Origin of the sequence: Xanthomonas sp. WHRI 8932A (genome assembly GCF_035012785.1) — a bacterium.
Taxonomy (GTDB): Bacteria; Pseudomonadota; Gammaproteobacteria; order Xanthomonadales; family Xanthomonadaceae; genus Xanthomonas.
This window is the reverse complement of the sequence record NZ_JAYGQQ010000014.1, coordinates 41,068-54,197: the sequence shown is the minus strand read 5'-3', so window position 1 is coordinate 54,197 and position 13,130 is coordinate 41,068. Positions and strand designations below refer to the sequence as shown.

Here is a 13,130-nt window from a genome sequence, read left to right as displayed (position 1 = left end):
ATGCACGGTGCAGGGCAGCGCGTGTGCAGGGAGCGCCGCAGCATTGCGAGCGCCGCAATGGTCAATTGATGGGCGCGGTGGTTCTGCTGCTGCGAAGCGAGGCCTAGCATGTCGAGCACTTCATCCGATCTTCGACGTGCCATGACGCAGTCCGGTTTACTCATCACGCTCAATGCCGATCACGCGATCGAACTCGGTCGCCGCAAGATGCTTGTTTCGTGCATCGGAACGGCAGTCGCGCTGGGCGCCGGCAGCCTGCATGCAGGTGCGCTTTCCGGCAACACGCAGACCAATAAAGGAGCCGCTATGTCTCATGATCCAATCATCAACGTGACCTACAAGACCCAACGCGTCGGCGATGTCGAGGTGTTCTATCGCGAAGCCGGGCGCGCGGATGCGCCTGTGTTGCTGTTGCTGCATGGCTTCCCCAGCGCCAGCCACATGTTCCGCGATCTGATGCCGTTGTTGGCAAGCCGCTACCGGTTGATTGCGCCAGATCTGCCGGGCTTCGGCAATACCAAAGCGCCGCCACGCGGGCAGTTTGAGTACACCTTCGAACAGCTTTACAAGGTGATCGAGGGCTTTACCGAAGCGCTGGGACTAAGCCGTTACGCGCTGTATGTGTTCGATTACGGCGCGCCGGTCGGGTTTCGCCTGGCTGCGGCAAACCCACACAAGGTGAGCGCCATCATCAGCCAGAACGGCAATGCGTACCTGGACGGCTTCAGCGACCAGTGGGGTGCGTGGCAAGCGTATTGGCGCGACCCGACTGACGCCAATCGTGAGGCGTGCCGCGCCAGCTTGTCGCCGCAGACCACGCGCGACTGGCAATACGGCACCGGTGCCGACCCGAGCAAGCTCTCGCCCGATGGCTACACGTTGGACATCGCGTACATGGCGCGCCCCGGTGCGGAAGACATCCAGCTGGATCTGATTCTGGATTACCGCAGCAATGTGGCGGTCTATCCCGCATTCCACGCGTATTTCCGCAAGCATCAGCCGCCGTTGCTGGCGGTGTGGGGCAAGCACGATCCGGCCTTTATTCCGGCGGGCGCGCAGGCGTATGCCAAGGATCTGCCGAAGGCCGAAATCCATCTGTTGGACACGGGGCACTTCGCGCTGGAAACGCATGCGCCGGAGATCGCGCAGTACATCGGTGAGTTCCTGCAGCGGACGCTCACGGCATCGGCGTAACCGGCGCGTTTGCACGCGCGCTGCGGGCGTGGCGACAGGGCTGCGTGCGCACGCAGATGTGGGGTTGCAGGCGCGTGCTAGTTTGCTGCGATCATTGCCCAGAGAACGACCGAGATGCTCAGCACGTACCGATGGAGCGGATGGCTGGTGCTTGCCAGCCTGTTGCCGGTGTCTGCCCTTGCCGGCACGCCCGATGGCGGTTACCGGCAGCCGCCGGAGCCGCTCTTGAGCGTGTTGCGCGCGCCGCTCAATCCATCGCCGCGGCTGGATCCTACCGGCAAGACCCTGTTGCTTGTGCAGCGCACGCAATATCCACCGATCGCGCGCGTGGCCGAGCCGTACCTGAAGCTGGCCGGCGTGCGGGTGGAACCGCGCACGCATAGCCGTCACGACATGTCCAGCGGCTACGGCATTCGTTCCTGCCTGGAAGGCTTCAGCCTGGTCGACGTCCCCACTGGCAAGCAGACCGCGGTGACCCTGCCGGCCGGCGCCTGCCCGGCAGCGCCGGTGTGGTCGCCGGACGGGCGTCGCTTCGCCTTCAACAACACGGCCGCCGATCGCGTCGAGCTCTGGGTAGGCGAGGTGGCCACCGGCAGCGTGCGCAAGATCGACGGTGTGCAACTCAACCCGGTGCTGGGTGGCGAAATTCAGTGGTTGGGCGGCAGCGACACCTTGCTGCTGAAGACGGTGCCGCACGACCTGGGCGCCGCGCCGCGCAAGGCGGCGGTGCCGCCGGGCCCGGAGGTCAAGGAAACTATCCAGGGCAAGGGCGAAAGCAGCACCTACGAGGCGCGCGATACGCTCTCCAGCCCAGAAGACGAGGCCTTGTTTAGCTACTACGCCACCTCCCAGCTGCTCACGGTGGATGCGGCCACCGGCAACCAGCGCAAGCTCGGTTCGCCTGCGGTCTACAGCAACGTGGATGGCGCGCCCGATGGCCGCCATGTGCTGGTGGAGCGGTTGAAGCAGCCGTATTCCTACGTCACTACCTATGCGCGCTTCGCCCACGAGGTGGCGGTGCTGGATCTGTCCAACGGCAGCGAGCGCAGGCTGGCCGATCTGCCGGTTGCCGACCGGGTGCCGGTGCAAGGGGTTGCGATCGGCCCGCGCGCCTATTCCTGGCGTGCCAATCAACCGGCCACGCTGGTCTGGGCCGAGGCGCTGGATGGGGGCGACTGGAAAACCAGCGTGCCCGCGCGCGACAAGTTGATGACGCTGGCTGCACCGTTCACCGCCAAGCCGCGTGAACTCACGCGCGTGCAGCAGCGCTATGCCGGCCTGTCGTGGTTTGCCGAAGGCGGCCGGGCGCTGTTGGACGAGTACGACGAAAACCGCCATTGGCGTCGCACCACGCTGCTGGATGCCGACCGCCCCGGCACTGCCGGGCGGGTGTTGTTCGACTTGTCCACCGACGACCTGTATGCCGATCCCGGCGTGCCGGAAACGCATCTGCTGGCCAACGGTCAGGCCGTGCTGCGCGAAGAACAGGGTGCGTTGTTCCTGAGCGGGCAGGGCGCCTCACCGGCGGGCGACCGGCCGTTTCTGGATCGCTATGCGCTGGCCAGTGGCAAGACCCAGCGACTGTTCCGCAGCGACGCCAGTGTGGACGAACTGTTCTTCGGCTTCGCCGGCGACGACGTGTCGCGCCTGCTGACCTGGCACCAGTCGCCGACTGACCCGCCCAATGTGTATTTGCGCACGTTGGGTCAGCCATTGCCGACGGCGGCGACGGGTGAGGCGATCCTTGCCTCTACTGCCACGCCGGTCACCCATTTCCCGGATCCGACCCCGCTGGTGCGGCAGATCAAGAAGCGCCTGGTGACCTACAAGCGCAAGGACGGCGTGGAGCTGTCGTTCACCCTGTACACGCCGCCTGGCTATAAGGAAGGCACGCGCGTACCGGCGATCCTGTACGCCTACCCGCTCGACTATGCCGACCCTTCGAAGGCCGGCCAGGTCAGCGGTGCCAGCGAGCGCGACTTCACCCGCCTCAGCTACTACCAAGTGCTGCTGTTGGCCGGTTACGCGATCATCGACGATGCCGCCTTCCCCATCGTAGGCGACCCCAAGACCGCGTACGACACCTACCTGCAGCAGCTGGTGGACGATGCCACCGCCGCGGTGGACAAGGCAGTGGAGTTGGGCGTGGTCGACCGCCAGCGTATCGGCGTCACCGGGCATAGCCACGGCGCGCTGATGACGGCCAACCTGTTGGCACACACCGACCTGTTCCGCGCCGGCGCCGCCACCAGCGGCAGTTACAACAAGACGCTGACGCCATTCGGTTTCCAGAGCGAGCGCCGTTCGTTCTGGGCCGCACCGGAGGTCTACGCGCAGGCGTCGGCGTTCTTCCACGCCGACAAGATCAACGAGCCGTTGTTGATCGTGCACGGCATGGACGACGCCAACCCCGGCACCGAAACCACCCAGGCACCGCGCTTGTTCCAGGCGATCCGTGGCAACGGCGGCACCGCACGGCTGGTATTGCTGCCGTTCGAACCGCACTGGTATACCGCACGCGAATCCACCGAAGACGTGGTCGCCGAGATGCTGGACTGGTTCGACCGCTACGTAAAAAACGCGCCGCCGCGTGATGCGGCCGGCAAGCCAGCGCGGTAAATCAGGGGCCACTGGCGCTGGCTGGAACAGCGGCGGCAACGCACGCCGCTTTCGCCGTTGCGTAGCGCCGCAGCATGCCTGGAGATCCGTTCGAACAGTTTGATGTGAGGTGGCGAGCACCTCACATCAATGCCGAGCCTATCGGGCTTAGTCTGCCGACAGCGATCCCAGCGTAAAGCCGGACACGGCATTCACTTTGCCGCGCCAGAGCACACCGCGGTTGCTCGGCAGCGGCTGGCCGCCGGGCGAGAAGCAACGTGACTCGATCAGGTGAATGAACTGCGGCGGCCTGCTGCTTTGCTGCGCATCGTCCTCGGTGTCGTAGATGCTGGCATGGCTGGCGAACGCGCGACGGATGTCCTCTTTCTCCTCGGCGTCGCCGGGATAGGCAGCGGAAAATTCCTGCGCAAACGCTTCGAAGTACTGCTTCCCGCTAACCAGCTGGCCGGAAACAATGATGCCTTCCACAAACAGCGTGATACCGAACTGCACGTTCGAGGTGTTGACGGTTGCGACCAGCTTCTGCAGATACCAATCCAGGCTCTGGCCGTCGAACGCCAGCTTGACGTCTTCCAGACTCGGTTGATTGTCTTCTTGATCTGTCATGTGGCTCTCCTTGGTGGAAGGTTTGATGCGTCTGTCGAAATAAGCGCGGCGATGTACCTACTCATCGCCCCGCATGCCCAAGAAAGCAAGTGCATCCTGTCCAGTGATTGGCGCAGTTGGGTCCGCTATGGTCGCCTTGGAGAGCATGCCCAGAGTCTATGACATGTTCACCTTGTCGGCCTGCTCCGGCCGGAATCTCGATCCTAAGCGCCAGCTCGTGCTGCTGCGCAGGCTTTCTGCTCGCGTGCGTGTTCGATTGGGGTGTCGGTCAACGTTTGTTCTTGAGCGCCGGGCAGTCGCGGCGCAGCTTGGCGCTGTCCTTGGCGGTCTACAGCGGTGTGAGCGACGGCTCGGCATAGGCCTGGATGACCAGGGTTCTCTGCGGAACGTGCGCGGCTGGAGGTGGCTTGCTTCGACACGTGTCAGCCTTGATGGCTCGCCATGCCTGCCCGCCTCTTCATTGAGGAGCGCCGATACAATCACACCGCGTCGAGAGAACAGGTCAATCGTCGTGACTCCCTGCTAGGTGGTGGGTTTCCAAAAAACGCCATCGGCTGCGTGTCGCCCAGCGAGTACTGGAAGATGTAGAGCCACTTGCGAGGATGGTTGCGGAGCCAAGAACGGACATGCCATTGCAACGATTTGGCTCGGTTTCGATCAAGATTTACCTGTGTCGTCTAAACAGAAGCGCTCCGCCAATGAAGACTGTAGAAGCCTGCAACATCCTGGTTCAAGAGGGATATCTCTCTCCAGAGAAGTGGGAGGCGAATCTTGCGCAAGCTCAGCGGCTGCTTTCCGAAGCGCTGGTGGACGATTCAGACAACCCGCTCCTGCGCACCTGCCTGGGTGCAGTTCTTTGCGATCAAGGCCAGCACGCAGACGCCGAACTGCAGTTGCGCCATGCGATAGCGCACGGCTCACAAGACAGAAATACCTTCTTCAATCTCGGGGTCGCACTGCTCAATTCCAGAAGCGGCAAGGACGCCATGACGTTCTTCGACAAGGCACGATCATTGCAGGCCTCGCCCCTGTCCTGGCAGGCGTACTTCGACCCTCAGGCGCACTGAATCGATAGGGTGATGTGCAGTTCTTACATGTGAGGCTCGCCCTAATGTGCGGAGGGTAGAACCTCTCCTGGATTGAGTGTTAGGAAAAAACTTATCCACAGGATTGTGCGTGGTTGCAGGGAGCTATCACTCGTACACTCAGCTCAACTCATATACCCGGATGGTCGGATGGCTGTTAAAACTAGGCGTCGTCGCTTCTCGGCTAGGCTGGAAAAGCGAGGTCCATTGATCTTCGATGATGCACCGGCACCTCTGCGCATCGGATATATAAAGCTGCTGCTACCAACTTATGTGGGTGAAAGTCAGTCCACCCGAATAGCAAGGCGAGAGCCGCTAGGAATCAATGAGGTGCACGAGCTATTTTTAGCTCGATGCCGTATCGATGGGTATCCGCACGAATGGGGCGGAAGCAGCTCTTGGGAGGCGCTAACCACACATTTAAAAAGTAGCTACTGGGCGCAGTTCTTTGACTTTGTCGAATTGCTAGCCGAAATGCTCATTGAGGAAAATGATCGAATTCCATTTGATAGTCCTGCCAATTTCGATGATTACAGAGTGCGAATTAACAATCTTATGGATGAGGAAAATATTGGCTGGAAGATGGATGCTCATGGGGAACTGAAGCGTAAAATCCGCGCAATGGACCGATCAATATCTTCAGCCGAAGCTGCACTCGATAGTCGGTTTAAGAGCGCTCGCGAGCACTACAGGCGTTCAATGAGCTACTTGCTAAGCCATCCCATCGATGAAGCAAGCAGTGTCCGAGAAATCATAAGTGCGTTGGAGAGCGTTGCTAAGGTCATCGTTCCTAAAGCCGCTACTCTTGGTGACGGAGTAAAAGAACTTAGAAAGAAAAGCGCTCTCAATCGCTGGGGCTTGGAAATAATAGACAAACTATATGCATATTCGAACGAATCGCCATTTATTCGTCATGGACAAATTAATGGAGTGGCTCCCACGAGAGCCGAGGCTGAAATGATCGTGCAGACTGCTCTGGCGATGATTTGCTACGTCATCGAGGTAGAGGGAAAAAGTGTTGAGCGGACTTGAAATAATATTTCATCTATTTTGGTGCTGAATTCATAGGTCGTGCTGACATCAATTGTGAGGGGTTATCGTGCGGATGTGCACATACAGACCCATTTGAAAAGAAGCGCTGGGTCTTGGTACGCACATCTGGTCCTCCCCCTTGGATGACTCAACACCCCAGCCTCACCACCCAGCCACCGCGCCATCCGATCGCGGGTCACTGGCGCCGCTGATCACGCCATCCACCTCGCGCACCAATGCACCGGCATGGCCCATCACCGAGGTATAGGCGGGCAACAGCTCCACTGCATGTCCGGCGTCGCTTAGTGCCTGTACCACGGCCGGGTCGAAGCGGTCTTCCAGCTTCAGCGAGGTGCTGTCTTCGCCCCAGGTGCGGCCGAGCAGCCAGCGCGGTGCGGTGATGGCCTGTTGCAGCGGCATGCCGTAGCGGGCGTAGCGCGAGAACATCGCCGCCTGGGTTTGCGGTTGGCCTTCGCCGCCCATGGTGCCGTAGGTCATGACGCGGCCGTCCTCGAAGGTGGCCAGCGCGGGGTTGAGCGTGTGGAAGGGTTTGCGCCCTGGGGCGAGGGCGTTCCAGCCATCGGGTGCGAGACGAAAGCTGCAACCGCGGTTTTGCCAGGTGATGCCGGTGCGTGGCAGGACCAGGCCGGAGCCGAATTCGAAATAGGTGGACTGGATACAGCTGACCGCGCGGCCGTGCGCATCGATGGCGCCGAACCAGACAGTGTCGCCAGCCTGCGATGGTTGCGGCCACGGCAACGCGGTGGTTATGTCGATGCGCGCGGCGAGTGCGTCGAGCGCGGCGCTGTCGTCGAGCAGCGCTTGTGCATCGAGCGACATCCAGGCCGGGTCGCCGATGTGCGCATCGCGGATCAGGAAGGCCTGTTTGGTGGCTTCGATCAGGCCGTGCAGATGCGCGTAGCTGTCCGGCTGGTCGGCATGCAGGCGATCGAACAAGGCCAGGATCAGCAGTGAGGCCAGCCCTTGCGTGGGCGGTGCGTGGTTGTACAAGCGCGCACCGGCGATGGCGACCGACAGCGGAACGCTAGCGTCGGCGCTGTGTGCGGCCAGGTCGTTAGCCTGCAGCGGGCTGCCGAGCGTGTGCAGATCGGCGGCGATGTCGTCGGCCAGGGCGCCGCGGTAGAAGCTGTCCAGCCCATCGCTTGCCAGTCGCTGCAGGGTGCGCGCGAGTTGCGGCTGCTGCAGCACTGCGCCTTCGTGCAGGGGCGCGCCACGTGGCTCGAAGATGCGCGCATACGCGCCGGGCAGGCAGCGCAGTGCATCGCCCTTGCTGGCGGCGACCTGTGCACCGCCGAGGGTGATGGGGACGCCTGCGTCGGCGTGATGGATGGCCTCTTGCAGCAGCTGCGGCAAGGGCAGTGCGCCACCGGCTTGTTGCAACGCCAGCGCCCAGCCGGAGACGGTGCCGGCCACGGTGTTGGCTGCACCGGGGCCGCGCCAGGGGATATGCGTGTGGCCGCGATAGAAGTCCAGCGTGGCCGCCTGCGCGGCGCGGCCGCAGGCATCGATGGCGTGCACGCGGCCGTCGGGCTCATGGATCAACCAGAAGCCATCGCCGCCGATGCCGGTCATGTGCGGATACACCACGGCCAGGCAGGCGGCGGTGGCAACAGCCGCTTCGATGGCGTTGCCGCCGGCGCGCAGGATGTCGCGCCCGGCTTGTGCGGCTAGATGGTGCGGGGCGACGACCATGCCGCGACGTGCGCGCAAGGTGTGCAGCATCAGGGTGTCTCCGGCGGCGCGCTGAAGGCGAGCAAGCCGTCGCGCTCGAGTTGCGCGGCGAGCGCGAACAGTCGGTCTTCGCGGCCGGGTGCGGCGATCAATTGCACCCCTAGCGGCAGGCGCCCCGGACGCGGCAACGGCGCGGCCAGCACCGGGCAGGCGGCCAGGCCGAGCGGTTGGGTGAAGATGCCGAGGTTGGCGCGCGCAGACACGGGCAGGCCATCGATCACGATGGTGTCCTGATCGATGCGCGGGGCAACGCAGGGCGTAGCCGGGGCGATCAGTACGTCCACGTCGTCCCACAGCTGTTGCATGGCTGCGCGAAACCAGTGTGCGAAGCGGTGCGCATCGGCCACCGCGCTGGCCGGCAGCTGCAGACCGGCGAACAGGCGGTCGCGCGTGGCCGGGTCGAATTGATCGCCGTGTGTGCCGAGTGCTGCGCGATGGCGATGGCCGCCCTCGGCCGCGGTGAGCACAAAGGCGGCGGCGCGGGCGCGCTCTGCTTCCGGCAATTCGACCAGCGTGCTGCTGTTGCACGCGGTCAGCAATGCGCCGATGCCGGCATCCAGCTCGGGATCGAGATTGCGTTGAAACCAGCCGCCGAGCCGGGCGATACGCAGGTTGGCGACGTTGCAACTGCGCAGCGCATGGCCGTGCATGACCTCGTACACGCGGCGCAGATCGGCCACTGAATTAGCGAACGGGCCGACCACATCCAGCGCATCGACGAACGGAAACACGCCCTCCAGCGGCACGGCGCCATGGGTGGGGCGCAGGCCGTACACGCCGCACAGCGCGGCCGGCACGCGGATGGAACCGTTGGTGTCCGAGCCGAGTGCGAACGGCACCAGCCCGGCTGCCACCGCTGCCGCCGAGCCGCCGGACGAACCACCGGCCAGATGCCGGTGATCGTGCGGGTTGGCGGTGGTGCCGTAATGCGCGTTGACGGTGGCAAAGCCGTAGGCGAATTCGTCCATGTTGGCGGTGCCCACCAGCACCGCGCCGGCATCGCACAGGCGTTGCACCACCGCCGCATCGCGGCTGGCGGGCGCGCACTGCGCGCGGACCACGGCGCCAGCGGTGGTGACCTGGCCGGCGACGTCGAACAGATCCTTGACCACGAACGGCACCCCGGCCAACGCACCACCATCGCTGCCGCCGGCCAGCGCGGCCTGCACGCGCGCAGCATCGGCAGCGGTGCGTGCGGGCAGCAGGCGGGTGATCGCACACAGGCGGTCGTTGGCCTGGTTGATGCGCGTGAGCGTCTGGGTGGCATGACGTGCTACCAGCGTGGGCTGGCTGCGGGTGGTGCTGACAATCGCTGCGATCTGGCCGCGCGGGGTGGTGGTGTCCGGTGATGCGGGACGCGGGACGATGAAGTTGGCGAGTAGCTGCGCGTGGCCGCGCAGGACCTCGCTATTGCGATCGATGCCGGCCTGCCACTGCGCTGGGAGTTGCATGGGGTCACCTTGGGTTGCTGGGAGTGCGGCGGGTGTGTGGTGCGTTGCTGGACCGCGGCGCCTGCGGCTGTGGGGCCAGGCGACGCTGCGGATGCGCGATCAAAGCACGATGCGGCGGGAAAGTGCGGCGATTTTGTCTCAGCGTGTTGCGCTCTGGACGCTAGCCCCTTTCTGCGGGTGATGCGTTAGGTGAGGGTGCCCGATAGGTTGGGGATGCGTAGGGCACTGGTAGCGCGCAAGTGGGTCATTGCGTTTGGGGCGGGGAAAAGGACGGCAGTGCGGCGACGATGGAGCGGACCTCGCGTTCGTAGGAGCGTGCCTGCGCGATGACGCTGTATCGATGAAGCCCATCACGCAGACGCGCTCGCATGTTGCGTGTTTCATATGCGTGGTCTCGGCCCTAGTTGCGTTGCGCCAGCAATGTGCGCTCGTACTGCGCCAGGTCAGTTTCCAGCTGCCATTGCAAGCGTGCCTTCTCGCTGGCCTTGCGGAACTCGGCGCAGGCCGCATCGTCGGTTTCGCGCTGTACCGCTGCGGCACAGGCCGGCACGGCGGCACCTTCGGCGGTCCACAGGCTGGCACCGGGCAGAAAGCTGTAACTCAGGCCGTTGCGTGCCAGCTGTTTAAGGGTTGGGTAATCGATGGCTTGCTCCTGCATGGCACGCTGATATTCGTGGGTCATGTCCGCGCGCGAAACGCCGGCATCGTCGGTGGACAGCACCACCGGGACACCAGCCCGCAGATACATCGCCAGCGGGTGCGCAGCGCCCTTGACACCCAGAATCACATCGTTGCTGGTGAGGTTGATCTCCACCGCGACCTGCTGGCTGCGCATCTGTTGCAGTAGCCTATTTGCATCGTCTTCGTAGGGCAGATCCACCCCATGGCCGATGCGCCGCGCACCGGCGTCCACGGCCTGGCGGATATGCGAGCGCAGTTGCGCTGGCGGCACCAACCCCAGCGTCAGCTCGCCGGCATGCAAGGACAGCGGCACCCGCGGATAACGCATAGCGAAGAAGCGGAACATCGCCATATGCCGGGTGTAATCGGCCAACGCCACCGGGTGGTCCTCGGGCGCGACGATATTCACCGCCACCGCGCGACTGCCGCCAGCGGCGATCAGTGCATGCGCCAGCGCCATCTGCCCGAACACCATCGGTTGCGGCAGCACGCGCAGCACATAGGGCACGTAGCGGTAGCTCACCTGGCAGCCGGCGTGCGCATCGGCCTGGTCGCAGCGCAGGACACGGCGTACCTGCGTGTCGGTGGCCGCCAGCTCGCGTTGCGCGGCCTGTACCAGCGGCGGCAAGGCGTCCTGCAGGGCGCGCAGGTTTGCGGCATCGTCATCGCCACTCCACGGCAGCGACTGCATGCGCTGCGCTGCCTGATCCATCTGCGGCGGATTGGCGATGATCTCCACATACGGCACGCGGTCGCGTGCAGCCTGGTCGAGCACCGCAGCCACGGTATCTGCTACACGCGCACGCACTACCGCGTCGAACTTGCCGAAGGTGCTGAAAAACTGGTCATGCCCGCTAGGCTGGGCAGTATTGGGAAGAAACTTGCGCATCGACAATGCATCGACCACCCGTCCGTACAGCGCCGCATTGCGCGCGGGCAGGCCACGTGCGGGCTCCTGCCCCTGACCGCACGGCGCAGCGCGCAGGCTCAGGTCGTCCAGCTGCACGCAGACACCGTCTTCGCTGGCCCATTGCAGATAGGCCTCGGCATACACCGAACCGGAGAGATGATTGTGCAGGTCGCCGCCCTTGGGCATGGCCTGCAGCCACGCGCGCAATTGCGCAGGTTGCGCGGCCGCGTGGTGGAACAACTGCGCCACCTGCTGCTCGCGGTGTTGCGCGGGCGCTTGCGCAGGACGTGCGAGCGTCATGCCCGGTAACAAGGTGCACAAGGCAAGGATCAGACAGCGATAACGATGTGACATGCGGTGAGCTCTGGGAAAGAGGCGGCAATGCTGTGGCGCTGCCGATTGCGATGCAGCTTGCCGCGCGACGCGGCGGGTGACCAGTGGGGCGTGAGTTGAAATAGCTACGGTAATCCGCTCACTCCAACGCATAGCGCAGCACGAACAGGCCGGCAATCGCCAAGGTGGCCGGATGCACCGCGCGCCAGCGGCCACTGCCCAGCCTGAGTGCTGCGTAGGTGATGAAGCCGAAGGCCAGGCCGGTGGCGATGGAGTAAGTGAGCGGCATCGCCAGCATGCAGATCGCGGCCGGTAGTGCGTCGCCGACATCGTCCCACTGGATCTGCGTGCACTCGCGCAGCATCACCGACGCCAGATAGATCAGCGCCGGTGCGGTGGCATACGCCGGCACCATCGCCGCCAATGGCGAAAACAACAGCGCCAGCAGAAACAGCGCTGCCACCACCAGCGCGGTGAGGCCGGTGCGTCCGCCTGCCTGCACGCCGGCAGCGCTTTCCACGTAGGCGGTGGTGCTGGAGGTGCCAAGCAGCGAGCCAGCCAGGATGGCGGTGCTGTCGGCGAGCAGGGCGCGGTCGAACTGGCGACGGTGCGCCGGGGTGCGCAACAGGCCGGCGCGCTGGGCCACGCCCATCAAGGTGCCGGTGGCATCGAACATCTCCACCAGCACGAACACCAGCACCACGTGCAACACGGCGGTCAATGCGCCGCTGCCGCCATGGCCTTGCAAGGCGCCGGCAATATCGAGCTGCAGCAGGGTAGGCGCCAGGCTCGGCGGCAGTGACAGCACGCCCTGGTACTGCACCAGGCCCAGCGCCAGCGCCGCCACGGTGACCGCCAGGATGCCCAGCAACATCGCCCCACGCACGCGGCGGACTTCCAGCACGCCGATCAGCAGCAGCCCCGCCAACGCAAGCAGCGGCTCGGGCCGATGCAGGTCGCCCAAGGTCACCAGTGTCTGCGGATGCGCCACCACCAGCTCGGCTTTTTGCAAACCGATCAGCGCCAAAAACAGGCCAATACCTGCCGCAATCGCACTGCGCAACGCGGGCGGAATGCCATCCACCAGCCAGCGCCGCGCACCGGTGACGCTGAGCAACAAGAACACGCAGCCAGACACGAACACCAGCCCCAGCGTCTGCTGCCAGCTGTAGCCCAGCGTGCCCACCACCGAGAAGGCAAAAAACGCATTCAAGCCCATGCCCGGCGCCATCCCGATGGGATAGTTGGCCAGCACGCCCATCAACAGCGAGCCGAGCGCGGCGGCCAGACAGGTCGCCACGAACACCGCGCCGTGGTCCATGCCGGTGGTGGCCAGAATGTCGGGGTTGACGAAGACGATGTAGGCCATCGTCAGGAAGGTGGTGGCGCCGGCCAGAACCTCCGTGCGCACGCTGCTGCCATTGGCGGCCAGCGCAAATCCGGGCCAGCGCATCAGCATGCACCTCT

The 13,130-nt window shown here is 64.2% G+C and carries 10 protein-coding genes; 4 read left to right on the top strand and 6 right to left on the bottom strand.

What is annotated here, in order from left to right; translation table 11 throughout:
• Window positions 1-156: 156 nt before the first annotated feature.
• Window positions 157-315, bottom strand: a complete 159-nt coding sequence (locus VC212_RS20875) for a hypothetical protein (protein WP_323526825.1) — start codon at window positions 313-315, stop codon at window positions 157-159.
• On the opposite strand from VC212_RS20875, the gene VC212_RS20870 reads away from it, so the two are divergent.
• Both VC212_RS20870 and VC212_RS20865 read left to right on the top strand, forming a co-directional pair.
• Window positions 307-1,194, top strand: coding sequence for an alpha/beta hydrolase (locus VC212_RS20870; RefSeq protein ID WP_323526824.1), 888 nt, complete (start codon window positions 307-309; stop codon window positions 1,192-1,194). The two genes, VC212_RS20875 and VC212_RS20870, sit on opposite strands and share 9 nt — an antisense overlap.
• Window positions 1,195-1,308: 114 nt before the next feature.
• Entirely contained in the window at window positions 1,309-3,813 is a 2,505-nt protein-coding gene (locus VC212_RS20865; protein WP_323526823.1) for a prolyl oligopeptidase family serine peptidase, read from the top strand.
• Window positions 3,814-3,960: 147 nt separating this feature from the next.
• On the opposite strand, the gene gvpU is transcribed toward VC212_RS20865, so the two are convergent.
• The gene (gene gvpU, locus VC212_RS20860; RefSeq protein WP_055853542.1) at window positions 3,961-4,419 is read right to left on the bottom strand and encodes a gas vesicle accessory protein GvpU; all 459 of its coding nucleotides are present in this window, start codon (window positions 4,417-4,419) and stop codon (window positions 3,961-3,963) included.
• 698 nt (window positions 4,420-5,117) lie between these two features.
• Between gvpU and VC212_RS20855 the strand changes: the two genes are divergently transcribed.
• Both VC212_RS20855 and VC212_RS20850 read left to right on the top strand, forming a co-directional pair.
• Window positions 5,118-5,486: a UDP-N-acetylglucosamine-peptide N-acetylglucosaminyltransferase gene (locus tag VC212_RS20855; RefSeq protein WP_323526822.1), complete on the top strand. Its 369-nt coding sequence runs from the start codon at window positions 5,118-5,120 to the stop codon at window positions 5,484-5,486.
• Window positions 5,487-5,654: 168 nt separating this feature from the next.
• Entirely contained in the window at window positions 5,655-6,536 is an 882-nt protein-coding gene (locus VC212_RS20850) for a hypothetical protein (protein WP_323526821.1), read from the top strand.
• Between the two features lie 162 nt (window positions 6,537-6,698).
• On the opposite strand, the gene ggt is transcribed toward VC212_RS20850, so the two are convergent.
• The 4 genes from ggt to VC212_RS20830 form a co-directional block, all read right to left on the bottom strand.
• Window positions 6,699-8,279 (bottom strand): gamma-glutamyltransferase, encoded by a 1,581-nt coding sequence (ggt, locus tag VC212_RS20845; RefSeq protein ID WP_323526820.1) that lies wholly within the window; start codon window positions 8,277-8,279, stop codon window positions 6,699-6,701.
• On the bottom strand, window positions 8,279-9,739 hold the full coding sequence (locus VC212_RS20840; protein ID WP_323526819.1) for an AtzE family amidohydrolase: 1,461 nt from the start codon (window positions 9,737-9,739) through the stop codon (window positions 8,279-8,281). The genes ggt and VC212_RS20840 overlap by 1 nt, the downstream gene beginning before the upstream one ends.
• A 400-nt stretch (window positions 9,740-10,139) precedes the next feature.
• Window positions 10,140-11,684 (bottom strand): adenosine deaminase, encoded by a 1,545-nt coding sequence (locus tag VC212_RS20835; protein ID WP_323526818.1) that lies wholly within the window; start codon window positions 11,682-11,684, stop codon window positions 10,140-10,142.
• 118 nt (window positions 11,685-11,802) lie between these two features.
• On the bottom strand, window positions 11,803-13,116 hold the full coding sequence (locus tag VC212_RS20830) for an NCS2 family permease (protein ID WP_323526896.1): 1,314 nt from the start codon (window positions 13,114-13,116) through the stop codon (window positions 11,803-11,805).
• Window positions 13,117-13,130 lie beyond the last annotated feature (14 nt).

Bases quoted from the DNA above. Each gene is read 5' to 3' on its own strand.
- VC212_RS20870 (WP_323526824.1), top strand. From the start codon at position 307: ATGTCTCATGATCCAATCATCAACGTGACCTACAAGACCCAACGCGTC.
- VC212_RS20875 (WP_323526825.1), bottom strand. From the start codon at position 315: ATGAGACATAGCGGCTCCTTTATTGGTCTGCGTGTTGCCGGAAAGCGC.
- VC212_RS20865 (WP_323526823.1), top strand. From the start codon at position 1,309: ATGCTCAGCACGTACCGATGGAGCGGATGGCTGGTGCTTGCCAGCCTG.
- gvpU (WP_055853542.1), bottom strand. From the start codon at position 4,419: ATGACAGATCAAGAAGACAATCAACCGAGTCTGGAAGACGTCAAGCTG.
- VC212_RS20855 (WP_323526822.1), top strand. From the start codon at position 5,118: ATGAAGACTGTAGAAGCCTGCAACATCCTGGTTCAAGAGGGATATCTC.
- VC212_RS20850 (WP_323526821.1), top strand. From the start codon at position 5,655: ATGGCTGTTAAAACTAGGCGTCGTCGCTTCTCGGCTAGGCTGGAAAAG.
- ggt (WP_323526820.1), bottom strand. From the start codon at position 8,279: ATGCTGCACACCTTGCGCGCACGTCGCGGCATGGTCGTCGCCCCGCAC.
- VC212_RS20840 (WP_323526819.1), bottom strand. From the start codon at position 9,739: ATGCAACTCCCAGCGCAGTGGCAGGCCGGCATCGATCGCAATAGCGAG.
- VC212_RS20835 (WP_323526818.1), bottom strand. From the start codon at position 11,684: ATGTCACATCGTTATCGCTGTCTGATCCTTGCCTTGTGCACCTTGTTA.
- VC212_RS20830 (WP_323526896.1), bottom strand. From the start codon at position 13,116: ATGCGCTGGCCCGGATTTGCGCTGGCCGCCAATGGCAGCAGCGTGCGC.